Raw genomic sequence first — 25,618 nt, forward strand, 5'->3', positions numbered from 1 at the left:
CCAGATGCGAATACTGATAGTGGAAGACGAGCCGAAGACGGGCATGTATCTGCGCAAGGGGCTGACCGAAGCGGGCTTCATCGCGGACTGGGTCGATGACGGCGTGACGGGCCTGCATCAGGCCGAAACCGAGGAGTACGACCTGATCATCCTCGACGTGATGCTGCCGGGCCACGACGGCTGGACCGTGCTCGAGCGGCTGCGCCGCGAGCACTCGACGCCCGTGCTGTTCCTCACCGCGCGCGACGACGTCGGCGACCGCGTGAAGGGGCTCGAGCTGGGCGCCGACGATTACGTCGTCAAGCCGTTCGATTTCATCGAGCTCGTCGCGCGCGTGCGCTCGATCCTGCGCCGCGGGCAGGGGCGCGAATCGACGATCCTCAAGATCGCCGATCTCGAGCTCGACCTCACGCGGCGCAAGGCGACCCGCCAGGGCGACGTCGTGCTGCTGACCGCGAAGGAATTCGCGCTGCTGTGGCTGTTGATGCGCCGCGAAGGCGAGATCCTGCCCCGTGCGACGATCGCGTCGCAGGTGTGGGACATGAATTTCAACAGCGACACGAACGTCGTCGACGCGGCGATCCGCCGGCTGCGCTCGAAAATCGACGACGCATACGAGCCCAAGCTGATCCATACGGTGCGCGGGATGGGCTACGTGCTCGAAGTGCGGAGCGCGCCGAGCCGATGATCAAGCGCCTGTTGCCCCGCACGCTGCGCGCGCGCCTGACGGCGCTCATCATCCTGTCGACCGCGGCGACGCTCGCGCTGAGCGGCATCGCGCTCTACAGCGCGCTGCACAATCGGCTGGCCGGCATGTCGTCGTACGAAATGTCGGCGACGCTCGCGGCGATGCGCACGCATCTCGTGAACGTGCGAAGCGTCGACGAGATTCCGCGCAAGTCGGATCTGTGGATCGATCAGCTGCACGGCCATCAGAATCTGGATCTGGCGATCTACGGCGCAGACGGTCGGATGCTGTTCGCGACGCGCGGCTTCGTCGCGACGCAGCTCGCGCTCGGCGCGCCGCAAGCGCGCGTGCCGGCGAGCGCGACGCACGCCGGCACGACTTACAGCTATCTCGCGGGCGACGCGCCGCTTCGCGACGCCAACCGGACGGCGCGCATCGTCGTCCAGTACGACGGCAGGAACGATCACGCGCTGCTGCGCGCGTATGCGTACACGGTGGTGGTGATCGAGGTGCTCGCCGTCGCGCTGACCGCGGCGCTCGCGTACGGCATCGCGATGCTCGGCCTGAGCCCGCTGCGCCGGCTCGTCTCGCGCGCCGAGCAGATGTCGTCGAGCCGGCTCGCGCATCCGCTGCCGGAGCTCCACACGTCGGGCGAGCTCAAGGAGATGGAGCATGCGTTCAACGGCATGCTCAAGCGGCTCGACGAATCGTTCGTACGCCTGAGCCAGTTCTCGTCGAATCTCGCGCACGACATGCGCACGCCGCTCACGAATCTGCTCGCCGAAGCGCAGGTCGCGCTATCGAAGCCGCGCACGGCCGACGAATATCGCGACGTGATCGAATCGAGCATCGACGAATATCAGCGCCTGTCGCGGATGATCGAGGACATGCTGTTCCTCGCGCGCTCGGACAACGCCGAGAGCCATCTGGCGATCCGCACGCTCGACGCGGCCGCGGAGGCCGAGCGCGTCGCCGGCTACTACGAGCCGATGGCGGAGGACGCGGAGGTGAATATCGTCGTGCGCGGGCAAGCGGCCGTGCAGGCGGACGCGCTCCTCTATCACCGCGCGCTCAGCAACCTGATCAGCAATGCGCTCAATCACGCGCCGCGCGGCTCGACGATCACGATCGAATGCCGGCAGGCGGGCGGTGCGACGACGATCAGCGTTTCGGATACGGGCCGCGGGATCGAGCCGCAGCATCGCGAGCGGATCTTCGAGCGGTTCTACCGCGTCGATCCGGCGCGGCACAATTCGGCGTCGGGCACGGGGCTCGGCCTCGCGATCGTCCGCTCGATCATGGACAACCACGGCGGCGCGTGCGGCGTCGACAGCGAGCCGCACGTGCGCACCACGTTCTGGCTCACGTTCCCCGCGCACGCGGCCTGACCGGCTGCGTCGCGCGACGCGGCGCAGCGCGCGGCCCCTGCGGCCCCCGCTTCGGCCCCTACGGCCGCTATCGGGTGCGCGGGGTGCGCGGCCCGCGCGACGCGGCCCGCGCACGCGTCGATGGTCCGCGCATCAGCGCGCAACCGTGCGGTCATGCTGATCGAGCGCCACGTTCGTCTTGCCGCCGTGAACCGAGATCGCATGCAGCTGCTTGTTGCGCTCGACGAGCGCCGGGCTCGGCGGATAGTCGTTCTTCCCCGCGGGCACGATGCCTTCGTGCTGCGCGCGGATCAGCTCCTGCCGGACTTCGGCGCGCGTCTTGCCTTGCGCGAATGCGGCGGGCGCGACGGCCAGCGTCGTCAGTGCCGCGGCGGCGGCCCATGCCATGAGTTTTGTCGTGTTCATCGTTCGTTCTCCATCGAGTTGATCACTGTCGTGCGACAGTAGCCTCCACTTTGAACGCCGAACGGTACGCGGCCATGAGCGCGCGATGACAAATTCGTCATCCGCGCCGTGCTCGGAATCAAGCGTGCGCGACGCGCGCGCATGACGAAAATTTCACGTTCGCGTCAGCGTGGCGCTGTGTCGATCCTTTAGCATCTGTATTCCAAGATCGCCGATCAGACGAGATTGGACCGAGGTGCTTGGTTCCCCCCCTCGAGCACGCGAGGCGCATTGGCACCAGCAGGTGCCGTCGCACTTATGCCGGACAGTCTCCCCCTGTCCGGCATTTTTTTGGTTCATCGCGGAATTCCGGGGAACGCGGCGCGGATCTTGAGGAAGAAGTACTCCTCGTCACGGTACCCGTAGGCCCTGCGCTTGATGACCTTGATCGTATTGTTGATGCCTTCAACGATGCTGGTATTGAGCGGATGGCGGCAGCGGGCCACGATTCCGTGCCAGTAACTCTGCAAGCGCTCGGCGAACTTTTGCAAGGCGGCGATCCCGCTTTGCTGAGCCTGTTCGATCCATTGCCCCCAGGCCTTTTCCGCCCAGGCTGGCTTGCGGTAGAACCAGAGCCGTTTGAGTTCGTCGCGCAGCACATAGACGCATAACAGCGACTGATTGGCGGCCAGCAGCTCCTTCAGATGCACGGCCTGTTCTGGCTTCAGGTTATGACGGTTGCGCAGTAGCAGCCAGCGACTGGACTTCAGGACCTTCCGCGCCGGCTTGTCATGCCGGAGTTGATTGGCCTGATCCACCCGTACCCGATCGATCACCTCGCGCCCGTACTTGGCCACGACGTGGTACAGGTCGAAGACGATTTCCGCCTGCGGGCACTGTTCCTTGATCTCCAGTTCATAGGCCGTGGTCATGTCGATGGCGACCGCTTCGATGCGCTCGGCCACGCCTTCAGGGAGTTGTTCGAAGAAGGCTCGCGCCGTTTCGCGTGAACGTCCGGGCCCGACCCAGAGCACCTGCCGGCCGATCGGATCAACCACCACCGTGGCGTAGCGATGGCCCTTATGAAGCGCGAACTCGTCCATCGCCAGATAGCGGATCGCCGACCAGTCCGGCTCGGCCACACGCGCTCGCAAGCGCATCTTGTCGATCGATTTGACCGTGTGCCAGCCCAAATCGTAAAAGGCCGCTACCGCCTGCACGCTGGCGGCCTGCAGCAGCTTCTCGCAGGCTTTGGCGAACCGCTCCGTCACTCGCTGGTAGCGGCCCAGCCACGCCAGCTTCTCCAGTCGCGGGCCGCCGCAGTGTTCGCACCAGACCCGGCGACGGGGAACGTGCAGCACCACCCGGTATTCGAACAGCGGCAAATCGCGCACTCGACGAACCGTCGTCTCGTGGATCTGCTGGCAGCGTGCACCGCATTGCTCGCAGTACATGACCTTGCTGACCGGCTTCAGATACAGCGATAGCGTGCGCTCTTCTCCTTGTGGCCATTCCACACGTTCCAGCCGATAACCTGTCCAGCAGCCCAGTGCCTGAAGTGCCTTTCGATCGAGCAATTGCTTCCTCCGACATCCTTAAAATCAGGTGTCAGATTATGCAATCGCTCGAAAACCCTCCACGGTTTCCTGCGATGAACCATTTTTTTGCGCGCATACGTGGCAAGGGCGCGGCTTGCGGATGCGCGCCGCGCGTGTCGATCGGCGGCGACGCGAAGCGATCGGCGGCGCTTTCGCTTTCATGTTCACTTGCGTTTGCGCTTGCGTCTTCGGCGAAGGCCCGGCGTCGCGTTCGCCGGGCCTTCGCCGAAAGCGCTTTGCTTGGTTCTCCGATGCATCCGCATCGCTCACGTCGAACGCGTCTAGCCTCGCTTCGCCGACAACTTTGTCATGTTCGGATCACGTCCGCGCAGCGTCGCCCGCGCAACATGTGAGCACATCGAACGACGCGCTCCGCATCCGGCGATTCGCGCACCCGGCGGCCCGAACCGGCGCCGACGCGATCGCCTCGCAGCGAGCGCCGAATTCGAATCGAACGACATACGACAAGAGGAACATCATGAAAGCGCCGATCATCGCAGTCGCGTTCGGCATCGCGCTGGCAGCCTGCGCCCCGCTTCGCCAGGATCTCCGGTCCGGCGAAGCGGGGCCATCCGTCGCATCGTCGAAGCCCGGCGACGACGGCGGCGTGAAACGCGAATCGCGACGCCCGGCGAACGAGGTCGTCGACTACGCCGGAGGCCCGTGCGTCAATCAAACCCTGTACGTGAAGATGCATCCGTGCATCTTTCCGCGGTTGCAGCGCTGAACCGCCTGGCGCGTGCGGCGTACCGCACCGCACGGCGCGTCGCCGCACGCCGTCGCGAGCCGATGCACGAAGCGATGCGCTGGCCGACCGCCGCGCCGCGCGCCCATCCGACGTCGCGCCGCGCGAACCGCCCGCGCGCGGCTTCTCCCCGATCTCCGGCCTCGAACCACGGCCGCTTTCCCGCTCCCCCTCGCTTGCCGCCCGGCCGCGTCGATTGCTTATCGCCTTGCGCTTCATAACGAATCGCAAACTGCTTCTTTGTGTTTTGCGGGCCTGCTTCGTATAACTGCGACTTCCCGTCCGAACCGCCCCGACCGAAGAGCATCCCTTGAGCACACTCGATCTCGACGCGCCGATCTCGACGCCGATCCGTTCCGCGAGCGACGTCTCGCGCCTCATCAACTCGTCGGGCTCGCGCTCCGGCCATGCGCGCGTGATCGTCCTGCTCGCGCTCGGCGGCGTGTTCCTCGACGCGTACGATCTGACGACGCTGTCGTACGGCATCCAGGACGTGACTCGCGAATTCGCGCTGACGCCCGCGCTGAGCGGGCTCGTCAGCTCATCGATCATGATCGGCACGATTCTCGGCAGCCTGATCGGCGGCTGGTTCACCGACAAGATCGGCCGCTATCAGGTGTTCATGGCCGACATGCTGTTCTTCGTCTTCGCGGCGATCGCCGCCGGGCTCGCGCCGAACGTGTGGGTGCTGATCGCCGCGCGCTTCGTGATGGGGCTCGGCGTCGGCATCGATCTGCCGGTCGCGATGGCGTTCCTCTCCGAGTTCTCGAAGTTCAGCGGGCGCGGCAACAAGGCGTCGCGGCTCGCCGCGTGGTGCCCGATGTGGTACGCGGCGTCGTCCGTATGCTTCCTGATCGTGTTCGGGCTGTATTTCCTGCTGCCCGCCGAGCACGCGGGCTGGCTGTGGCGCGCGTCGCTGATCTTCGGCGCGGTGCCGGCGCTCGTCATCATCATGGTGCGCAGCCGCTACATGAACGAATCGCCGCTGTGGGCCGCGAATCAGGGCAAGCTGAGCGACGCCGCGCGCATCCTGCGCGAATCGTACGGAATCCGCGCGCATGCGGCCGACGACGACGCGCGCCCCGCGCCGACGCAGCCGCGCGTCAGCTTCCGCGAGCTGTTCAGGCAGCCGTATCTGCCGCGCACGCTCGTCGCGAGCGCGATGAATCTGTGCATTCCGTTCGAATACACGGCGATCGCGTTCTTCCTGCCGACGATCCTGTCGCAGTTCCTCGGCGCGGGCGTGTTCGAGACGATCGCCGCGACGCTCGCGCTCAACGTGCTGTTCGCGCTGACAGGCGGGCTGCTCGGGATGCGGCTCGCGTACCGACAGCCGTCGCGGCGCGTCGCGATCGCCGGCTTCGCGCTGCAAGTCGTCGCGCTCGTCGCGCTCGCGCTGCTCGGCCATCCGCAGACCGCGCTCGGGATCGGCGTCGCGGTGCTGATGCTCGGGCTGTGGCTCTTCGCCGAAGGCTTCGGCCCCGGCGCGCAGATGATGATCTATCCGGCGTTGTCGTATCCGACGTCGATTCGCGGCACGGGGCTCGGCTTCGGGCGCTCGCTGACCGGCATCGGCAGCGCGTTCGCGCTCTTCGTGCTGCCGATTCTCAACGCGCGCCTCGGCACCGGGATGTTCTGGATCGTGTCGATCGCGGCGTTCGTGCCGATCGTGTTTCTGGCCGCGATTCGCTTCGAACCGACCGCGCGCGACGTCGATATCGATGTCGAAGACGATCGCGAGATCGCGCGCGAAGCGGCATAGGCGATGTCGCCGCGCGGTGTTCGGTGTTCGGTGTTCGGTGTTCGGTGTTCGGTGGTCGGTGGTCGGTGGTCGGTGGTCGGTGGTCGGTGGTCGACGTTCGACGTTCGACGTTCGACGTTCGACGTTCGACGTTCGACGTTCGGCGTTCGGCGTTCGGCGTTCGACGTTCGGCGTTCGGCGTTCGGCGTTCGACGTTCGACGTTCGGCGTTCGGCGTTCGACGTTCGGCGCGACGGCACCGCGATGTGTTCGCGACATCCGTGGCGGCTGCCGTGGCGGTCCCGACTTCTTCGCGATGCCGCCACGACGTCGCGCGATCCGCATGGGTCGAGCGTCGCTTACCGCCGCATCCGGCATTTCGGCGGCGTCATCTGCGATACGCGATACGCGATTCGTGCGGCGCATCGCGACACATCGCGACGCGCCGCATACGGCAAGCGCCTTACGGAGAACGATGCATGTGCATTCGCCGTCGATCGTCCGCGCGTCTGCGCCCTCAACGACGGCAACGCCCGGATGCGCGAAAGCCGGATCGCCGAACCGCCCGATGCCGCCCCGCCGCGCCCGATTTCTCGCCCGGGCGACGCACAACACGCAAGCCGCCCCGCGGCCGTCGAATCTCCTTTTCGATCATTCACCCGAGGACCCAGCCATGCCCCAGACACTTCCCGATCATCCGCTCTCGACCGGCACCGACTACGAAACGCTCGCGGCCCGCTTCCGCCCGATCTTCGCGCGCATCGCCGCAGGCGCGATCGAGCGCGACCGCACGCGCACGCTGCCGCACGAGCCGATTCGCTGGCTGAAGGAAGCCGGATTCGGCGCGGTGCGCGTGCCCGTGCAGGCGGGCGGCGCCGGCGCGTCGATTCCGCAGCTCTTTCGCTTGCTGATCGAGCTCGCCGCCGCCGACTCGAATCTGCCGCAGGCGCTGCGCGGCCACTTCGCGTTCGTCGAGGACGCGCTGAATGCGCCGCCCGGCCCCGCGCCGCAGGCATGGTTCGACCGCTTCGCGAGCGGCCAGCTCGTCGGCAACGCGTGGACCGAGGTCGGCGACGTCGCGCTCGGCGAAGTGAAGACGCGGGTGTCGAAACGCGACGGCCGCTGGGTCGTCAACGGCGCGAAGTACTACAGCACCGGGACGATCTTCGCCGACTGGATCGACGTCTACGCGCAGCGCGCCGACGACGGCAGCCCGGTGATCGCCGCGGTCGCCACGCATCAGGCCGGCGTGATCCGCGACGACGACTGGGACGGCTTCGGCCAGGCGACGACGGGCAGCGGCACGACGCGCTTCGTCGACGCGCACGTCGACGAAGCGCACGTGACCGACTTCGCGCGGCGCTTCAAGTATCAGACCGCGTTCTATCAGCTGTTCCATCTCGCCACGCTCGCGGGCATCGGCCGCGCGGTCGAGCGCGACGCGAGCGCGCTCGTGCGCGAACGCAAGCGGATCTACAGCCACGGCAACGCGCCGCGCGTGAGCGACGATGCGCAGATCCTGCAGGTCGTCGGCGAGATCTCCGCGTGGGCGTACGCGGCCGAGGCGGTCGCGCTGCGCGCCGCGCAGCCGTCGCAACGCGCATACGAGGCCCGCTTCGGCGGCGACGCCGCCGCCGAGCACGATGCGAACGTAGCGGCCGAGATCGAATCGGCGCAAGGGCAACTGGTCGTGTCGGAGCTGGTGCTGCGCGCGGCGACGCATCTGTTCGACGCGCTCGGCGCGTCGGCGATCAGCGCGGCGAAGGCGCTCGATCGTCATTGGCGCAACGCGCGCACGGTCGCGTCGCACAATCCGCTCGTCTACAAGGCGCGGATCGTCGGGGACCGTGCCGTCAACGGAACCGAGCCGCCGTACGTATGGCAGATCGGCGCGGGGGCCGGCAAGCGAGAAGAAGAAAAGGAAAAGGCGGCGTGACGCGCGCAGGCGCTGCGGCGTGCGCGCCGCGCATGCCCGCCCGGCGCCCGTGCGGCGCCAGGCGGGCCGATCGCTAGTGCCGCGCCGTCACGTATTGGAGCCGACGACGTTCAGCCCACCCGACCCGCTGAACGTCAGCGTGTTGTTGGTGTTCAGCACGTTGTCCCAGGTGCTGCCGCGCGCCGTCACGATCTGCGCGCCGTTCGAGAACGCGCCGTTCGCCGCCGACGTGATGACGAGCCCGTTCAGGTACGGATTCTGACTGTTGCCGTATTCGACCGTCTGCTTTCCGTTGGCAGCCAGCGATACGGTGATCGTCGCGCCGGATTGGCTGGGATCGGAGCCCTGACGGGTCACCAGTTCGATGCTGAGCGGCAATCCACTTTGATTGACGAGATTCTTGTAAGCCATGTCGCATCTCCCGAGGCGGGCCAGGTCATGGCGGCTGGCGGCGCCGGCCCGCCGGAGCGCGCCCCGCCAGTCCGTGAAGCCAGTACGAATACTAGGTCACATCGCCCGCGGCGCGAACCTAGCATTTCTGGTAGGTGTCCGAACGCGTCGCGCGCGAACCGGCAACGCGCGGGCGCGGCGTTTCGATTCGGATAGCGAGCGCCGGCCCGGCGCGCGGCCGGCGAAAAGATGAAACCGCGCGATGTCGATCGGCGCGATCGGCGCGATCGGGCCGGCCGATGCGCGCCTGCGCGCATCAGAAGATGCCCGGGATCACCCGATAGCGGACCGAACGCCGGTAAGCGCGATACGCGGCGTCCTCCGACAGGACCCGCTCCTCGCGATGGATTCGGCCGACCTGCAAGCCGATCTGCAGCGCGACCGCGATCAGGTTGCGCACGCTGAAGTTCGTCAACAGGAAGCCCGTATCGATGATCAGGTACCCGAGATACATCGGGTGCCGAACGAACCGGTATGCGCCGCGCGACACGACGCCGCGGTTCGCGGGCAGGATGCCGAACGATTTTCTCAGCGACGCCTTCGCGAACAGTTGCCAGAACAGGCCGAACAGCTGGATCGCCGCGCCGATCGTCTCCGGGATCAACTGGTGGCTCGCGCTCAACTGGAAGACGAGATAGTAGAACGTGCCGCCGAGCGAAAAGAACAGCGCGACCGGGCTCCAGTCCCGCTGTTTCGGCGGCTCGGCGAACAGCGACAAGCCGACCGTCAGCGTCGTCGAGACCGCGAGCAGGATCAGCGTGATCCGCGACGGATCGAGCCGCCATTGCATGTACGCCGCATACGCGAAAATTCCTAGCGCGAGCGCCGCGGCGACGCGCGCGAACACTTCGATCAGGATGCCGGCGAAACCCTCGGCGCCGTGCGCGGCGCCCGGGCGCGCAGCCGCCGCAAGCACGGCCGCCGCGCCGTGCCGCTTGGTGGCCCTCAGTGGCCGGATATCGTGTTCCATCGCGAGCCCCCCGTTTCGTCGCCTCATTGTTTTCTGTCGATCGAGCTTATCACGCGGCTCGCGCACGCCGGCATGCCGAATCTAAAAATTAGGTTAAGTCCTTCGATAATAAATCGATGGTTTTCCCGATTCGATCAAATACAATCGTTTGCGAATGAACCGAAGAATCCGAGCGCATGATTCTCTTGCCAAAAAGCGCCACGCTCACGCCGCTCACTCGGGTTTTCCAGAAGCGAGCGCGCCTGTTCCGCGCCGCTCCGGCCAAGGCTTCGGCGGCTTCCTTTCATCGGATCTTATTCGCGCGACGCCATTTTCCCATTCGCTTTCATTCATTCCATTTTGATTTATCGGATCGCCGGACAATTCATTCAGCATTGCTCCGGCATCGGTTTTCATTACCCTGACAAAATCCGGATGACGGTCGAGGGTTAACGCCGAGAGCCTAGCGCCGAAAGCGTCCGCTTTGTCGCGGGTTCGCCGTCCGCGTCGATTCCCGCTCCGCATCTTTGCTTGTGCGGCCCGCGCATTTGCCGCAATCCCATAACCAAAGCACGAATCCATCGTTCCCTTCGCCGCCGCCGTTGCACAGAATCGTTCGTTCGTCTCAACGCCCGCACCGAACGCTCACGCACCATGTCACGCCCGCTCCCGCCGCTCGCCCGCCTGCTGTCCACGCTGTTCGCCGCCGCGCTCGCGCTCGGTCTGGCCGCCGCTTCCGTTCGCGCCGCTGCGCCCGAGCAGCCCGATCGCGCGCCGCCGCTCGCCGGCAAGCGGATCGGCATCACGGTAGCCGGCACCGATCATTACTGGGACTTGCAGGCGTACCAGGGCGCCGTCGACGAAGTGAAGCGCCTCGGCGGCACACCGATCGCGCTCGACGCCGGCCGCAACGACAGCCGCCAGATCGCGCAGATCCAGACGCTGATCGCGCAGAAGCCCGACGCGATCATCGAGCAGCTCGGCACCGCGTCCGTGCTCGAACCGTGGCTCAAGAAGATCCGGCAGGCGGGCATACCGCTCTTCACGATCGACACCGCGTCGCCATCGAGCCTGAACGTCGTCACATCGGATAACTTCGTGATCGGTTCGCAGCTCGCGCTCAAGCTCGTCAACGACATTCGCGGCGAAGGCAACATCCTCGTCTTCAACGGCTTCTACGGCGTGCCCGTCTGCGCGATCCGTTACGACCAGCTGAAGGCCGTGCTGAAGTGGTATCCGAAGGTGAAGATCATCGAGCCCGAACTGCGCGACGTGATCCCGAACACCGCGCAGAACGCGTATGCGCAGATCAGCCAGTTGCTGCAGAAGTATCCGAAGGGCTCGATCGCGGCGATCTGGGCCGCGTGGGACATCCCGCAGGTCGGCGCGACGCAGGCCGTCGACGCGGCCGGCCGCGGCGAGATCCGCACGTACGCCGTGGACGGCAGCCCCGAGGCGGTCGCGCTCGTGAAGAATCCGAAATCGAGCGCGGCGGCCGTCGTCGCGCAGCAGCCGGCGTTGATCGGGCGAACCGCCGTGCGCAACGTCGCGCGCTATCTGGCGGGCGACCGGTCGCTGCCGGCGTATACGTTCGTGCCGTCGGTGCTCGTCACCAAGGACAACGCGGGCGGCGCGCCGCGCACGCTCGGGCAGGCGTCCGCCGACGCCGAGGTCGCGCGGCGATGACGGCGGCGCTTCCCGACGTATCCGCCGTATCCGCTGTATCCACCGCGTCGACAGCCACGGCCGACGCGGGCGCCGCACGCGCGAAGAGGGACGCCGGCGCGCCGCTCGCGCTCGACGTGCGGCGCGTCGTCAAGCGCTTCAACGGCGTCGCCGCGCTGCGCGGCGCGTCGCTCGCGGTGACGCGCGGCACCGTGCACGGGCTGATCGGCCAGAACGGCGCGGGCAAATCGACGCTCATCAAGATGCTCGCGGGTCTCCACGCGCCGGACGAAGGCGAGATCGCGGTCGGCGGCGCGCCGCTGGCGACGCTCTCCGCCGCGGCGGCCGGCTCCGCTCGCGAGCGGCCCGCCCGCATCGGCTTCATCCATCAGGAACGCCTGCTGCCCGCGACGTTTACGGTCGCCGAGGCGCTGTTCTTCCCGCGCCCGCCGACGCTCGGCGGCGCGTCGCGGCTCGCCCGCCTGCTGCCGCTCGACGTCGGCCGGATGCGGCGCGACTGCCGCGCGGTGCTGCACGAGCAGTTCGGCGTCGATCTGCCGCCCGATCGCCTGATCGGCGAGCTCTCCGTCGCGGAGCAGCAGATCGTGCAGATCACGAGCGCGCTGATCGGACGCCACGAGATCCTCGTGTTCGACGAGCCGACCGCCGCGCTCGTGTCGAGCGAGGTCGACCGGCTGCTGCAGACGATCGAGCGGCTGCGCGCCGGCGGCCACACGATCCTCTACGTGTCGCATTACCTGAACGAGATCGCGCGCGTGTGCGATCGGGTGACCGTGCTGCGCGACGGCGTCGACGTCGCGCATCTCGACGCGCGCGACGCGTCGCGCGATGCGCTCGTCGCCGCGATGATCGGCGCGCCGCAAAACGCCGACGGCGATGCTACCGATGTCACCGATGCTGCCGATGCTGCCGATGCTGCCGATGCCGCCGATGCCGCCGATGCCGCCGATGCCGCCGATGCCGCCGATGCCGCCGCTCGCGGCGCGACGCCGCGCCGCGAGCGGGCCGCGCCGCGCACGCCGGGCGAGGTCGCGCTCGACGTGCGCGACCTCGCGCTGCCCGGCCGCTTCGGCCCGCTGTCGTTTGCGGTGCGGCGCGGCGAGGTCGTCGGCCTGACGGGCGTGCTCGGCTCGGGCGGCAAGGACGTGATCCGCGCGCTCTTCGGCCTCGCGCGCGGCGTGCGCGGCGGCGTCGCGCTCGACGGCCGTCCCGTGCGCGTGCGCCGGCCGCGCGACGCGGTCGCGCACGGCATCGCGCTGGTGCCGGAGAACCGCGTCGCGCACGGCGTCGCGCTCGCGTTGTCGGTGCGCGAGAACGTCGTGCTCGCGAGCCTGCCGCGCGTGTCGCGCTTCGGCTTCGTGCGCGGCCGCCGCGAAGCCGACGCCGCCGACGCGCTGATCCGCCGGCTCGACATCCGCCCCGCGCGCGCCGACTGGCCGGTGCGCTTCCTGTCGGGCGGCAACCAGCAGAAGGTCGCGCTCGCGAAGTGGCTCGGGCGCGCGTCGTCGGTCTATCTGCTCGACGAGCCGACGGTCGGCGTCGACGTCGGCGCAAAGGCCCAGATCTACCGGCTGATCGACGAGCTCGCGCGCTCGGGCGCCGCCGTGCTGCTGTTTTCGAGCGACCTGACCGAGCTGCTCGACGTGACCGATCGCGTGTACGTGATGGCGCGCGGCGAGATCGTCGCGGCGCGCGCGTCCGCGCAAACGACGACGCAGGACGTGCTCGCGTGGGCGACGCTCGCGCGCGAGCCGCGGCAAGGCGATGCCGGCGCGCACGATGCGGCGGCCGCCGCCGACGCGTCGCGCGACGAGAAGCCGGCGCCGCCCGCCGCGGAGGCGGCGGCATGAGCCGCGGCGCATTCGATCTCGGCCGCCCGGCCACGACGACGCGGCGCGCGAATGACGCGGCGGCCGCGCAACGCCCGCACGCGCGCGGCCGCGCCCTCGGCCATGCGCTCGACCGCCGCGCCCTCCTTCGCGGCGGCGCATGGCTTGCGCTCGCTTTCGTATTCGCGGGCTTTTCGATCGGCTCGCCGCTCTTCCTGACATTCGCGAACCTCGGCAACGTGCTGCAGCAAAGCGCCGTCACCGGCCTGCTCGCGTTCGGCCTGACGATCGTGATGATCGGCGGCGGCGCGGACGCGGTCAAAGGCGGGCTCGACCTGTCGATCGCGGCCAATCTCGGCCTGTGCGCGGCGGTGTTCGCGGTCCTCACGCGCGACGGGCACGGCGACGCGTTCGCGATCGCCGCGACCTGCGCGACGGGCGTCGCGGTCGGCGCGGTGAACGCGTGGGCGGTCGCGTGGCTGCGAATCCTGCCGCTCCTCGCGACGCTGACGACGATGAACGTCTGCGCGGGCCTCGAGCTCGTGCTGACCGAGAACACGCCGGTGCCGTCGGCGAGCCCGCTGCTCGGCGCGCTCGTCGGCGCGGGCCCGTTCGGCGCGGCGTGGCTGGCTTACGCGCTCGTCGGCGTCGCGGCCGCGCTCGGCGTGCTCGTTCACCGAACCCGCTACGGGCTGCGGCTGCACGCGGTCGGCGCGCATCGCGCGGCGGCGCTCGCCGCGGGCGTCGACGCGCGCCGCCACGTCGCGTCGAGCTATCTCGCAAGCGGCCTGTCCGCCGCGCTCGCCGCGCTCGCGTCGTCGGCGCTCCTGAGCGGCAGCGCGCCCGGCGCGGGCGACTACCTGCTGCCCGTCGTCGCCGCGGTGCTGCTCGGCGTGGCGTTCTCGCGGCGGCTCGTGCCGACGATCCCCGGCACGCTCGTCGCCGTCCTGTTCGTCGGCGTGCTCGCGAACGGCTTTCAGTTGAACAACGTGTCGAGCTATTGGGTGAGCGGCGTCGAGGGCGCGCTGATTCTCTTCGTCGTCGCGGCCGTCGCGCTGCTGCGCCGGCGCCAGTCGGAGGGTCCCTTCGATGCATGACGCATTCGATCGCCTGCAACGCTTCGCCGCCGTCGGCGCGCTGGTCGCCGTTCTCGCGTTCTTCGCGGTCGCGGCGCCCGGCTTCGCGACGCTCGCGAACGTCGAGCGCGTGCTCGTCAACAACTTCGCCCTCCTCGCGATCGCCGCGCTCGGGATGACGCTCGCGCTGTCGATCGGCGCGATCGATCTGTCGCTCGGCACCGCGATCGACGTCGCGAGCCTCGCGTTCGTCGCGGCGCTCGCGCATCGCGCGGGCTTCGCACCCGCCGCGCTCGCGGGCCTCGGCGCGGCGCTCGCGGTGGGCGCGGGCAATGCGCTGCTCGTCACGCGGCTCGGGATCGCGCCGTTTCTCGCGACGCTCGGCACGCTCTTCATCGGCCAGACGATCCAGCAGCTCGCGACGGGCGGCGGACAGCCGATCTACCTGCTGAGCGCCGCTCCGCCGCCCGCGTTCGACGCGCTCGCGCACGGCGTCTGGTTCGGCGTCGCGCTGCCGCTGTGGATCGTCGCCGCGCTCGCGATCGCGCTGCATCTCGCACTCGAGCATTCGACGCTCGGCCGGCAGGCACGCGCGCTCGGCGCGCAACCGGGCGTCGCGCGCTACTCGGGGCTGCGCGTCGGCGCGCTCGCGGCGGGCGCGTTCGTCGCGAGCGCGCTGATCTACGGCACCGCCGGGCTCGTGTTGTCGTCGACGGTCAAGTCGTACGCGCCGCAAGCGGGCAACGCGTATCTGCTGAACGCGATCGGCGCGACGTTCATCGGCGCGACGCTATCCGCGACGCGCCGGCCGAACGTCGTCGGCACGCTGGTCGGCGTGCTGCTCGTCAGCTTCGTCGCGAACGGGCTGCTCCTGATCGGGTGGAATTTCTACTGGCAGCAGGTGGCGAGCGGCGCGCTCGTGTTCGCGGTGCTCGTGCTCGGGTCTGCATTCGGGCGCGGACGCCTCGCGCGCGAGGCGGGCCACGCGTGAAGCGGCGGGCGCGACGTCCGCTGATGGCGAGTTGCCGGATGGCGAGTTGCGGAACGGCGAGTTGCCGAATTGCCGGATGCTGAGTCGTCGGATGGCGAGTTGCCGGACGCCGAGTCGTCGGCTGCCGCGCTCCGCCTCCAGAGCCGCCGCTCAGCGCAAGCCCGCCGCCCAGTCGATCGCCGCGTCGAACAGCGCGACGCCCTCCGGCGACAGATTGCCGAACGTGTCGTTGTTCAGGAAGAACATCACGCGCCGCGCGGGCGCGAGCGATTCGTAATCCATCGTCGCGCCTTTCTCGTAGGCGAAGATCGCCGCCTTGTCCGGCTCGCCGTAGACGGTCGCGACGATGCTCGCGCCGAGCCCGGGCTTGCCCCAGCTCATCGACGCCTGCCGGCCGTAGACGTTCGTCGTGCCCGCGGGCAGCCCCGCCGCGATCGGATGCGGCGCATTCACGAGCCACAGATAGCGCGCCTTGCCCGTCTCGCCGAAATCGACGTCGTGGCGCTTGCCCGTCATCGCGAAATCGTCGAGCAGATCGTTCTCCCACGTCAGCAGCGGCTTCGCGAGCGTGCGCCAGCCGCGCGCGACGCGCTTGCTCGACACGCTCGACGACACGATCACGAGATCGGCGTCGGCCGCGGCGTCGACGGGCTGCGCTTCGTCGACGAAGCGCACCGCGTAGCCGCGCGATTCCAGATGCGCCTTCGCCCGCTCGTCCGTCTTCAGATTGGGCCCGCCGAGCTGGACGAGCATCGCGACGCGCTTGCCGGCAGCGAGCTTCGGCGAGCCGCCGGGCGCGCGCTGCGGCTGCCCGGCGGACGCGGGCGTCGCCGCGGCCGCGGCTGACTGCGTGACCAACTGCGTGGCCGGTTGCGCGGTCAACTGCGTGGCCGGTTGCATGGCCGGCTGCGCGACGACCGGCGTCGCCGCGCCCGCAAGGCCATATGCGAGCACTGCGCCGCCGAGGCCGCGCAGCACGCGGCGGCGCGCCTGCGCCACACGATCGAATCGTTGCTTCATCGGTTTCTCCCGCGCGCCCGCGCCGTGCGCCGCACGGCACGAAGCGCGCTTCATCGATTCAAAAAATCCGCGATGGAAAACGCCGCCGCTCAGAACTGCAGCGTCGTCAGCAGCGACACCTGCCGCGCGTCGCCGATCGACACGAAGTAGCGGTTCACGCTCGACGGGTAGTAAGTCCGGTTGAACAGATTCTTCACGTTGAGCTGGAACTGCAGCTTCTGCTTGCCGATCCGCGTGTCGTAGGTCGCGAACGCATCGGCGGTCGCGTACGCGGGCAGCGTGAAGCTGTTCGCCGAATCGCCCGGCCGCGCGCCGACGTAGCGCCCCGCCGCGCCGATCCGCAGATCGTCGCCGCCGAACACCGTGCCCACGTCGTAGACGGCCGCGAGCGAGGCCGTGTGCCGCGCGACGTTCCACAGCCGGTTGCCCGCGTAGAGCGGGTCTTCGGTCGTCTTCGCGTCGATGTACGCATAGCTCGCGATCACGTTCCAGCGCTCGCCGATCCGCCCCGACACGTCGAGCTCGATCCCGCGCGAGCGCGCGCGGCCGGACGTGCGCCAGTCGGTCTGGCTCGTCGCGTCGTTGTACTGCGACACGAGCACGTTCTTCTTGTCGATGTTGAAGAACGCGAGCGTGCCCGTCAGGCCGCTCGGCATGTCGAGCTTCGCGCCGAGCTCCCACGACGCGCCCTCCTCGGGCGCGGTCGAGCCGTCGATCACGTAGCCGCCCGTCATCGGCGCGATCTTCGAGGTCGGCTTGAGCGACTGCGTGTAGCTGCCGTACAGCGACAGCGCGTCGTTCCATTTGTAGACGATGCCCGCGCGCGGCAGCCACTTCGTGCCGCTCAGGTTCGTGTTGACCCAGAACGGCCGGCCGCGTCCCGCGATCTGGCTGTAGCGCACGAAGCGCGCGCCGCCGACGAGAATCCACTTGTCGGTCAGGTGAACGCTGTCCTGAAAGAACAGCGACGCGGTGTGCAGCGTGTCGCTCTGATCGCTGTCGGACGCCGAGACGGTCGTCGACGGCGGAATCAGCCCGTACGTCGGATTCAGATAGCTGAACGGCGTCTTGATCGACTGGCGCAGCATGTCCGCGCGATAGACCTGCCGGTATTCGCTGTCGACGCCGAACTGCACGTCGTGCCGCATCCCGGCGAGCGTGACGCGGCCGTCGACGTACGCGATCCCGTAGCTGTCGGTGCTGCGCGAGCCGTGCGTCGCGTCGTTGCTGCGCGTGAGCGTGCCCTTGAGCGGATCGATCGCCGTGATGCGAATCTGGTTCGCATCGTAGGTCTCGCGGTTGTAGCTGTAGCCGAGGTGCACCTTCCAGTCGGGCGCGAGCCGATGGTCGACCGTTAGTTGCGCAAGATTCGATTCGCCGCGCATGTCGTTGAACGGCTCGTCGAGGCGCCGCCGCGCGGGAATCGCGAGCGGCTCGCCGGTGCGCGGATCGAGCGCGGTGCCCCGGTCGAACGGCATCAGGAAGCGCCGGTACTCGTACGACAGCACCACCTGCGTATCGCGGCCGTACCACGCGAGCGACGGCGCGACGAGCGTCTCGCGATGCTCGCCGTAGTTGCGCCAGTACTGTTCGTTCGTCTGATCGACGATCAGGCGGTACGCGAGCCGCGAATCGCCGATCGCGCCCGTCGAGTCGAACGTGACTTCGCCGCCGTTCCTGCCGTGCCCGTAGGTCGAGCCGAGCACCGAGATCGCGTTGTAGCGCGCGAGCTGCGGCTGCTTCGTGACGACGTTGATCACGCCGCCCGGGTCCATGATCCCGTACAGCAGCGACGCCGGCCCCTTCAGCACTTCGACGCTGTCCGTCGTCGCGTTCAGCGAGCGCCCCTGCACGATCGGCATTCCGTTGCGCATCACCGAGCCGTCGCGGTTGTCGCCGAAGCCGCGCTTCATCACCGTGTCCTGCGTGCTGCCGAGCGTGTTGCCCTGCGTGATGCCGCTCACGTTCGCGAGCGCGTCGTCGAGGTTGCGCGGGCGCTGGTCGCGCAGCACCTGCTGCGGCACGATGTTGACGGCCTGCGGCACCTCGGCGAGCGGCGCGTCGCTGCGCAGGCCCGCGGCCTCGCGCGGCGGCCGGTAGCTGTCCGCGTGCAGGCCGCTCGCGCGCACCGAGACGGTGGGCAGCGTCGTGTCGGCCGCGAGCGCGGCGCCCGCGCCCGGCGCGGCCGGCGCGGCGGACAGCTTGACGAGCGTATAGCCGCCGCTCGGCTGCGTCACGGCCACAAGGCCCGTGCCCGTCAGCAGCCGGTCGAGCGCCGCCGCCGTGTCGGCGCGGCCGTGCAGGCCGGGGCTTTGCAAGCCGGCCGCCAGCTCGCCGGGGAACGACAACAGAATGCCCGCCTCGCGGCCGAAGCGGGTCAGCGCGGCGTCGAGCGGGCCGGCCGGGATGTCGTACGCGCGCATCGCGGCGGCCGGCTCGGCGGCCTTCGATGCGGCGGGCGCGGCGAACGCCGCGAACAGCGCGGCGGCGGCGACGCTCGTGACGATGCGACGGGGCGCGAACTGCGGCGCGGGCGCCTCGCTCCGCCGCTGCTCGCTTCGCTGCGCCGCATGCGCGCGGCCATGCGCACGAGACGGACGCGCGGCGTGCGCCGCCGGTTCAGCGGGTTCAGCGGGTTCAGCGGGTTCAGCGGGTTCAGCCGGTTCGGCCGGCACGAGCGCCGGGGCGGCGAACGCGCCGCCGCGCGCCTGGCGATATTGGCGATATTGGCGATTGCAGAATGAATCCATGATCGATGACTCGTTGACGATGGGTGGAATGCAGCCTTCACTTCCCATGTCACGCGAACATCGAAAACGGCTCAGGCCCGGCGAGATTTTTTTGTCCGAAGCGCTCGCAAGCGCTCATTCGCGCGCCGCGACGACCGTCACCCAGTAGCGGGTCACGTATTCGACGTCGAGGGGCAGCGTCTCGCGCAACGTGTCGAGGATGCGGTCGGTATCGTCGAGCGGATACGTGCCCGACACGCGCAGGTTCGCGACCGCCGCGTCGCAGCGCACGCGGCCCGCGCGGTAGCGGTCGATCTCGGCGAGCAGATCGGCGAGGCGCAGGTTCGACGCGACGAGAATCCCGTCGGCCCACGCGCCCGCGCCGCCGCCGATCGCGCGCGGCGGCCCGGCGAGCGCGTCGCGCGTGAAATCCGCGCCGTGCCCGGCCGTGACCCATGGCGCGTCGCCCGCCGCGCGCAGCGGCGCGATCCGCACCGCGCCCTCGAACACGTCGACGCGCGTCGCGTCGCCGCGCTCGCGCACCGAAAAGCGCGTGCCGACCGGCCGCACGTCGCCGTGCGCGGTCGCGATCACGAGCGGACGGGCGACGGCGCGCGCCGCGTCGTCGCCGCTCGTCACCATGATCTCGCCACGCAACAGGCGCACGCGGCGGGTTGCGTCGTCGAAGCGGACGTCGATCGCGCTGGCGGTGTTCAGGACGACTGTCGTGCCGTCCGCGAGCGTGATCGTGCGCCGTTCGCCGATCGCCGTGCGCACGTCGGCGCCCCACGCGCGCCACGGCGCGTCGACATCGGCCATCCATGCGGCGCCGCCCGCGAACAGCAGCACCGCGAGCGCCTTGACCGCCGCGCGCCGCTCGCGCGAGCGCGGCGGCAACAACGCGGCCCGGGCGGCCTGCGCGCTCAGCGCGTCGGCGACGCGGCCGAGCCGTCCGTTGACGGATTCGATGTGGCGCCACGCGGCGTCGTGCGCCGGATCTTCCGCGCGCCAGCGCGCCAGGCGCGCGCGCGTTGCGTCGGTCGCATGCCCGGAGCCGAGCTCGACCCACCATTGCACCGCGCGGCGCGCGACGGGCGCGGGCACCGCGGGCGAGCCGCACGAGCGCTGCGCCCCGCTCATGCGGCGATCGCGAAATAGCACTGCGCGCCCGCCTTCACGAGGTAGCGCTTGACGGTCGCGAGCGACACGCGCAGCTCGGCCGCGATCTGCGCATGCGTCATCCCGTCGAGCTGCGCGAGCAGGAACGCGCGCCTGACCGCGGCGGGCAGCCCGTCGAGCATCCGCTCGATCTCGACGAGCGTCTCGAACAGGATCGCGCGCGTCTCCGGCGACGGCACGACCTCCTGCGGCAACTGCGCGAGCGCATCGAGATACGCGCGCTCGAGCCGCTCGCGCCGCCAGTGGTTGTACAGCACGCGCTGCGCGACCGTCGTCAGGAACGCGCGCGGCTCGGCCGCGTCGATTGGCTCGTCGCGCGCGAGGAGGCGGATGAACGTGTCGTGAACGAGATCGGCCGCGCGATCGCCGCAGCCGAGCTTCTTCGTCAGCCAGCCGTGCAGCCAGCCGCGATGGCCCGTGTAGAGCGCAGCGATCTCTCGCTGCAAAGGCAGAGTGTTGGCCGGCATGGGCATGATCCCCCCGGACCGTCGCGCCGGGATGCGGTTTTGTAAATGAGAATGATTATTATATACAAGCTTGTAATCGGACAGTTAGCATGGCCGCGCGATCTGTGGGGCCGCCGCCACTTTCCGGCGGCGGCGGCGGGCATTCGTGATCCTTGATTCGTCGCTTGATTCGTCGCTTGATTCGTCGCGATGGCCGGCCGATCCCGATGCGCGTCGCGCCGATACGGCCGCCTCGCTCGTCGCATCAGGCTGGCGATTTACGGGGCCGACGCCAACGCGTACGAGCGACGGGCGCCGCACGCGCGAGCGCGTGCCCCCGCCGACGGCCCCCCGATGAGCCATGCGATCGAATGCCCGACGCAGCCTCGCATCGACGTTCGCGACGGCCGCCGCGCCCGCTCGGCGCGCCGATGCGCGATCAGCCGCGCCCCCATCCGCCGCGGATCGACGCAGGCCGCATTCCGGTTGAAGCGTGAACACGTGACGAGCGAGCGCGTCATGGCGATCGTCGGCGTGCGGGCGGGCGCCCGGCGCGTCTCGAGCAGCCGCCGTGGTTCTGGTTCGACCCGTGCGATCGCCGGCTTCAGGCGGCCGGCAGCCCCTCACTCGGCGAACGCACGGCCGCAACGCCGGAATCCGTTTTCATTTCGCCGCGCGCGAGCGGCTCGCGCCGAGCGCGGCCTCGGCCCGGCTTGCGGATTCGTCGACGCAATGACGCTCGCGCGGATGATCGTCGGGCACGGCGATGCGATCGCGCAGGACAAGCCCGTCGCTCCGACGATCCGACGATCCGAGATCGATGAACGGCGGTCGAGACGCGAGCGCGACGACGACCGCGCCATTTTCCCTTCGGAGCGCCTTCGCGGCATCGACGCCGGCCCCGGTTCGCGCCTACCGCCATTGCTCCGGATGGCCGCCGAGCTCGCCGCAGACGTCGACCGCGATCGCACGCAGCCGGTCCTCGGCGATCTGGCCCGAGAGCGCATACGCGGTGCGGTCGCTGACCCAGTAGAACGTGCGCCGCTCGCCGTCGCGCAGCAGCCGGACCGCCGTCTCGCGCTGCGCGGACGCGCTGACGTAGAGCGCGAGCCGCCCGCCCGCGGGGCTTTCGTACATGAACTGCGCGGCGGGGCCGGCCGTGCCGGGCAGCAGCCGGCCGCCGAGCAGCGCGAAGCCGTATTCGTCGAGCGACGGCGCGGCGATCCGCCGGCCCACGCGCGCCGACAGCCATGCGCCGAGCGCGCCGTCGCGGCCGGCCGCGATTTCGACCGGGTGCCGCGCTTCGGGCGCGTAGACCGCGTAGGCGAGATTCGCCTGGCGCGCGAACGCAGTCTGCGCGGCCGCGGGCGCGGCGAACGGTAATGCGAACTGCGGCGCGAGCTCGGGCGCGAACGCGCCGCCCAGCCAGCCGAGCGCGACGCCCGCCGCCAGCGCGCCGCCCGCGAGCGCGGCGCGCCGCCACCACGGCGTGCGCACGCGCAGCACGATGCACGGGCCGCTCGTCTGCGCGACGGGATCGGCGAATAGCGCGCGCAGCGCCGCACGCTGCGCGCGATAGTGCGACACGACGCCGGCCGCACGCGAATCGCCCACGAGCCGTTCGGCAACCGCGCGGCGCTCCGCCTCGTGCAGCTCGCCATCGACGAACGCCGACAGCGAGAAGAGCCCCGGCTCGTCGGAATCCGGCGCGACGGTGGAATCGAAATCGTCGCTCATCGATGATGTCCCATCGTTGTGAAAGACACCGGCCGTCGAAGCGGCGCGTCGGTCAGCAGCGCGCGCATGCGCTCGCGTGCGCGCGAGAGCCGCGACATCACCGTGCCGACCGGCACGCCGAGCACCGCCGACGCCTCCTGATAGCTCAGCTCCTCGACGCAGACGAGCAGCAGCACCTCGCGCTGCTCGAGCGGCAGCCGGTACAGCATCCGCTGCACGTCGCGCAGCACGAGCGCGTCCACCTGGCCCGCCGGCGCCTCGAGCGTGCGCCACGGGCCCTCGTCGTCGTCGACGGCGAATTCGCGGCGCGCGCGCAACTGGTCGATGTACAAATGGCGCAGGATCGTCAGCAGCCACGCGCGCAGGTTGCTGTCGGGGCGAAACGCGCGCATCCGCGCGAGCGCTCGCTCGGCGGTGTCCTGCACCAGGTCGTCGGCCCATGCGGGGTCGCCCGTCAGCGCGCGCGCATAGCGCCGCAGTTGCGGCAGCCAGCCGACGACGTCCGTTTCGAAGCTCACGCGCGGCGCCGTCGTTCAATAGCCGCCGCCACTGCCTCGGCCGTAGCCGCTCGCCGGCGCCGCATGGCCGGACGGCGACATGTCGTCCGACGACGCGCAGCCCGCGGACAGCATCAGCGCGAGCAGCGCGCATACGACCGAAAGTATCCGCGTCGATTTCATTTCCGCCTCCGGGCGGCGCGCCAGTCGGGTCCGGGCGTCGCGCGCACGCCGCGGCGGACGGCGCCCCATGTGTACGAGAACGATCACCGCGCTTGTTTTATTCCGTTGTTTGCGGGACGCACTCACAACCACTCACAACGATACGCGGCTTCGCGGGCGTTGCACGTGCTGGAAAACGCGGTGGAACCGTTTCGGGATCGGATGGCGGGCGTTCCTGCGCGTCATCCCGCGCCGACGCGACGCCGATGCAAGCAAGCTGCGAGCGCGCCCGCCGCCGCGCGCCCAAACACGCGGCCGGCCCATGCCGCTCCCCCCGCGGCCCTTTTTTGCGACAATTCGACGATTGCCCGCCGCGCCGCCGCGCGCGGCCGACCGCACCATCCGCATCACGACAGCCCCGACCGCCCATGCCGCCCACCCCAGCCAAGCCGCGCACGTACGCGATGCCCGAGCGCAGCGACCGCCTCGACTTCTACATCCGCGACGAGGCCACGCGCCAGGCGATCACCGAGCCGCACCGGCATGCTTACTTCCAGATCCAGTTCAACCTCGGCGGCGACACCGAGCAGCAGATCGGCGGGCTCACGCGGGCGTTCCCGCGCGGTGCGCTCGCGTTCGTGCTGCCGTACCGCGAGCACCTGATTGCGCATCCGCCGGGCGCGCACTTCGTCGTGATCAATTTTTCGCAGACGTTCCTGCGCGCCGATCTCGACGTCGACCCGCTCGATCTCGAAGACGTATCCGCGCAGCGCGCGCCCGAGCTCGCGCCGTTCCGCTTCCAGGAGCACCTCGACTTCATCCTGACGGGCGCGGCGTTCGACGACGCGCGCCGCCTCGCGCAGCGCATGCTCGAGGCCGACCGCGCGCGCACGTTCGGCTCGGTGCCGCTGCTGCGCGGCTATCTGCTGCAACTGATCGGGCTCGTCTGCACGCAGTACGCGGGCCCGCTCACGAAACTCGCGCTAAGCGGCGCGCACCGCGCGGGCCGCCGCGACGCGTTCGCGCGCGTGCTGCGCCACGTGCGCGCGAACCTGACGAACGACGAGCTGACGCTCGCGGGCACCGCCCGCGCGGCGTTCCTGTCGCCGAACTACCTCGCGCACCTGATCCGCAAGGAAACGGGCAGCACGTTCACCGATCTCGTCACCGAGCGGCGGATCGCGCTCGCGCAGTCGCTGCTCGCGCACACGACGCGGCGGATCGCCGACATCGCGCACGCGGTCGGGTTTCGCGACGAAGGCTATTTCTCGCGGCGGTTTCGCGCGTGCGTCGGGGTGTCGCCGAAGGAGTACCGCGAAGCGAACGGCGCGGCCGGCGCGGCCGGCGCGGCGAAAAGCGTGGCGCGGAGGGCCGCGAAACCGCGCGCGTCGTAGTTTTGTCCATGAACGCGACACATCCGTCGCATCGGCGTGCGCGCCGCATTGGTATCGTCGACGGGTCGACGACGCCCGCCGCGACGCACGAGCGGACGTCCCGCCCGCGAAGGCCGCTGCTAGCGCTTTCGCTTTCCGAACCCTTTTCCGAGACCACAAGATGACCGATTACGTTTTCGCGCCGCCCGCCGCTCCGTCCGTCGAAGTCGCCGGCTCCGCCGCGCGCTTTCCGGTGCGCCGCGTGTTCTGCGTCGGCCGCAACTATGCGGACCATGCGCGCGAGATGGGCGCCGATCCGAACCGCGAGCCGCCGTTCTTCTTCACGAAGCCGGCCGATGCGATCGTGCCCGCGAGCGGCACGGTGCCGTATCCGACGCTCACGTCCGACCTGCACCACGAGATCGAGCTCGTGATCGCGATCGGCCGCGGCGGCCGCGCGATCGCCGCCGACGCGGCGCTCGATCACGTGTGGGGCTACGGCGTCGGCGTCGACCTGACGCGGCGCGATCTGCAGGCGCAGGCGAAGAAAGCCGGCCGCCCGTGGGACTGGGCGAAGGGCTTCGACGCATCGGGCCCGTTGACGGCGCTCCTTCCGGTCGCGTCGATCGGCCATCCGCTGCGCGGACGGATCTGGCTCGCGGTCAACGGCGAAACGCGCCAGCAGGGCGATCTCGCCGACATGATCTGGCCGATTCCGGACGTCATCGCGTACGCGTCGCGCGCGGTCGAGCTGCGCGCGGGCGACCTGATCTTCACCGGCACGCCGGCGGGCGTCGCCGCGCTGCAGCCGGGCGACCGCGTGACGGGCGGCGTCGACGGCGTCGCGTCGTTCGAGTTCGTCGTCGGGGAAAAGCCCGCGGCGTGAGCGATTCCGCGCTCGCGCGGCGCGCGCCTTCGCGTGCGCCGTGTCGTGCAGCGCGTCGTCCGCGCCGGCATTCGGGCAACGTCGCGCGCAGGGTCGAGCCGGACCGCGGCGGCGGCGCTGACGTCAGTG

Annotated in this window: 23 protein-coding genes; 11 read left to right on the top strand and 12 right to left on the bottom strand. The window is 69.7% G+C overall.

What is annotated here, in order from left to right:
- The first annotated feature begins 4 nt into the window (after positions 1-4).
- Together irlR and irlS are read left to right on the top strand one after the other, a co-directional pair.
- Positions 5-688, top strand: coding sequence for a heavy metal response regulator transcription factor IrlR (gene irlR / locus WT60_RS27355; RefSeq protein ID WP_060356090.1), 684 nt, complete (start codon positions 5-7; stop codon positions 686-688).
- Positions 685-2,076 (top strand): heavy metal sensor histidine kinase IrlS, encoded by a 1,392-nt coding sequence (gene irlS, locus WT60_RS27360; protein ID WP_059646581.1) that lies wholly within the window; start codon positions 685-687, stop codon positions 2,074-2,076. The genes irlR and irlS overlap by 4 nt, the downstream gene beginning before the upstream one ends.
- 132 nt (positions 2,077-2,208) lie before the next feature.
- Here irlS and WT60_RS27365 read toward each other — a convergent pair whose 3' ends face one another.
- Positions 2,209-2,481 carry a DUF4148 domain-containing protein gene (locus tag WT60_RS27365; RefSeq protein WP_038744862.1) on the bottom strand — a complete coding sequence of 91 codons (273 nt, stop codon included), beginning with the start codon at positions 2,479-2,481 and terminating at the stop codon, positions 2,209-2,211.
- Positions 2,482-2,816: 335 nt separating this feature from the next.
- On the bottom strand, positions 2,817-4,037 hold the full coding sequence (locus WT60_RS27375) for an ISL3 family transposase (RefSeq protein ID WP_085740685.1): 1,221 nt from the start codon (positions 4,035-4,037) through the stop codon (positions 2,817-2,819).
- Between the two features lie 499 nt (positions 4,038-4,536).
- Here WT60_RS27375 and WT60_RS27385 point away from each other — a divergent pair, with 499 nt between their 5' ends.
- From WT60_RS27385 to WT60_RS27400, 3 genes are all read left to right on the top strand, one after another.
- A complete protein-coding gene (locus WT60_RS27385) occupies positions 4,537-4,785 on the top strand; it encodes a hypothetical protein (RefSeq protein ID WP_060356610.1) in 249 nt (82 codons plus the stop codon).
- 328 nt (positions 4,786-5,113) lie between these two features.
- The gene (locus tag WT60_RS27390) at positions 5,114-6,565 is read left to right on the top strand and encodes an MFS transporter (protein WP_060356540.1); all 1,452 of its coding nucleotides are present in this window, start codon (positions 5,114-5,116) and stop codon (positions 6,563-6,565) included.
- Between the two features lie 651 nt (positions 6,566-7,216).
- The gene (locus WT60_RS27400) at positions 7,217-8,479 is read left to right on the top strand and encodes an acyl-CoA dehydrogenase family protein (RefSeq protein ID WP_038744860.1); all 1,263 of its coding nucleotides are present in this window, start codon (positions 7,217-7,219) and stop codon (positions 8,477-8,479) included.
- A gap of 87 nt (positions 8,480-8,566) precedes the next feature.
- Here the strand turns inward: WT60_RS27400 and WT60_RS27405 are convergent, their stop codons facing one another.
- The 3 genes from WT60_RS27405 to WT60_RS34795 all read right to left on the bottom strand — a co-directional run bounded on the left by WT60_RS27405 (position 8,567) and on the right by WT60_RS34795 (position 10,460).
- Positions 8,567-8,890, bottom strand: coding sequence for a hypothetical protein (locus tag WT60_RS27405; RefSeq protein ID WP_059582318.1), 324 nt, complete (start codon positions 8,888-8,890; stop codon positions 8,567-8,569).
- A 295-nt stretch (positions 8,891-9,185) separates the two neighbouring features.
- Positions 9,186-9,899: an isoprenylcysteine carboxylmethyltransferase family protein gene (locus WT60_RS27410; protein ID WP_059582322.1), complete on the bottom strand. Its 714-nt coding sequence runs from the start codon at positions 9,897-9,899 to the stop codon at positions 9,186-9,188.
- 213 nt (positions 9,900-10,112) lie between these two features.
- The gene (locus tag WT60_RS34795; RefSeq protein ID WP_186448610.1) at positions 10,113-10,460 is read right to left on the bottom strand and encodes a hypothetical protein; all 348 of its coding nucleotides are present in this window, start codon (positions 10,458-10,460) and stop codon (positions 10,113-10,115) included.
- Positions 10,461-10,532: 72 nt separating this feature from the next.
- Between WT60_RS34795 and WT60_RS27420 the strand changes: the two genes are divergently transcribed.
- From WT60_RS27420 to WT60_RS27435, 4 genes are read left to right on the top strand one after another with little or no spacing between them, the layout of a single operon-like run.
- A complete protein-coding gene (locus tag WT60_RS27420) occupies positions 10,533-11,564 on the top strand; it encodes a sugar ABC transporter substrate-binding protein (RefSeq protein WP_052145016.1) in 1,032 nt (343 codons plus the stop codon).
- Positions 11,561-13,414 (top strand): sugar ABC transporter ATP-binding protein, encoded by a 1,854-nt coding sequence (locus tag WT60_RS27425; protein ID WP_060356541.1) that lies wholly within the window; start codon positions 11,561-11,563, stop codon positions 13,412-13,414. Before WT60_RS27420 ends, WT60_RS27425 begins: the two co-directional genes overlap by 4 nt.
- Positions 13,411-14,490 (top strand): ABC transporter permease, encoded by a 1,080-nt coding sequence (locus tag WT60_RS27430; protein ID WP_038746782.1) that lies wholly within the window; start codon positions 13,411-13,413, stop codon positions 14,488-14,490. The genes WT60_RS27425 and WT60_RS27430 overlap by 4 nt, the downstream gene beginning before the upstream one ends.
- Entirely contained in the window at positions 14,483-15,460 is a 978-nt protein-coding gene (locus WT60_RS27435) for an ABC transporter permease (RefSeq protein ID WP_060356542.1), read from the top strand. Before WT60_RS27430 ends, WT60_RS27435 begins: the two co-directional genes overlap by 8 nt.
- 150 nt (positions 15,461-15,610) lie before the next feature.
- Here WT60_RS27435 and WT60_RS27440 read toward each other — a convergent pair whose 3' ends face one another.
- The 7 genes from WT60_RS27440 to WT60_RS34800 all read right to left on the bottom strand — a co-directional run bounded on the left by WT60_RS27440 (position 15,611) and on the right by WT60_RS34800 (position 23,251).
- Positions 15,611-16,480, bottom strand: coding sequence for a hypothetical protein (locus WT60_RS27440; RefSeq protein WP_100185449.1), 870 nt, complete (start codon positions 16,478-16,480; stop codon positions 15,611-15,613).
- Between the two features lie 89 nt (positions 16,481-16,569).
- Positions 16,570-19,230, bottom strand: a complete 2,661-nt coding sequence (locus WT60_RS27445) for a TonB-dependent receptor (RefSeq protein WP_060356543.1) — start codon at positions 19,228-19,230, stop codon at positions 16,570-16,572.
- Positions 19,231-19,344: 114 nt separating this feature from the next.
- On the bottom strand, positions 19,345-20,349 hold the full coding sequence (locus tag WT60_RS27450) for a FecR domain-containing protein (protein WP_060356544.1): 1,005 nt from the start codon (positions 20,347-20,349) through the stop codon (positions 19,345-19,347).
- Entirely contained in the window at positions 20,346-20,855 is a 510-nt protein-coding gene (locus WT60_RS27455) for a sigma-70 family RNA polymerase sigma factor (RefSeq protein WP_060356545.1), read from the bottom strand. The genes WT60_RS27450 and WT60_RS27455 overlap by 4 nt, the downstream gene beginning before the upstream one ends.
- An 891-nt stretch (positions 20,856-21,746) precedes the next feature.
- On the bottom strand, positions 21,747-22,571 hold the full coding sequence (locus tag WT60_RS27465) for an anti-sigma factor (RefSeq protein WP_059582355.1): 825 nt from the start codon (positions 22,569-22,571) through the stop codon (positions 21,747-21,749).
- Entirely contained in the window at positions 22,568-23,089 is a 522-nt protein-coding gene (locus WT60_RS27470) for a sigma-70 family RNA polymerase sigma factor (protein WP_038746811.1), read from the bottom strand. The genes WT60_RS27465 and WT60_RS27470 overlap by 4 nt, the downstream gene beginning before the upstream one ends.
- Positions 23,090-23,104: 15 nt before the next feature.
- Entirely contained in the window at positions 23,105-23,251 is a 147-nt protein-coding gene (locus WT60_RS34800; protein ID WP_060820438.1) for a hypothetical protein, read from the bottom strand.
- Between the two features lie 443 nt (positions 23,252-23,694).
- Between WT60_RS34800 and WT60_RS27480 the strand changes: the two genes are divergently transcribed.
- Positions 23,695-24,624 carry a helix-turn-helix transcriptional regulator gene (locus WT60_RS27480; protein ID WP_059582366.1) on the top strand — a complete coding sequence of 310 codons (930 nt, stop codon included), beginning with the start codon at positions 23,695-23,697 and terminating at the stop codon, positions 24,622-24,624.
- Positions 24,625-24,784: 160 nt separating this feature from the next.
- Complete coding sequence (locus tag WT60_RS27485; RefSeq protein WP_038746816.1) at positions 24,785-25,489, top strand: fumarylacetoacetate hydrolase family protein; 705 nt, start codon at positions 24,785-24,787, stop codon at positions 25,487-25,489.
- The last annotated feature ends 129 nt before the right edge of the window (positions 25,490-25,618 follow it).

It is taken from the genome of Burkholderia sp. MSMB617WGS (genome assembly GCF_001532025.2).
Lineage (GTDB): Bacteria > Pseudomonadota > Gammaproteobacteria > Burkholderiales > Burkholderiaceae > Burkholderia > Burkholderia savannae.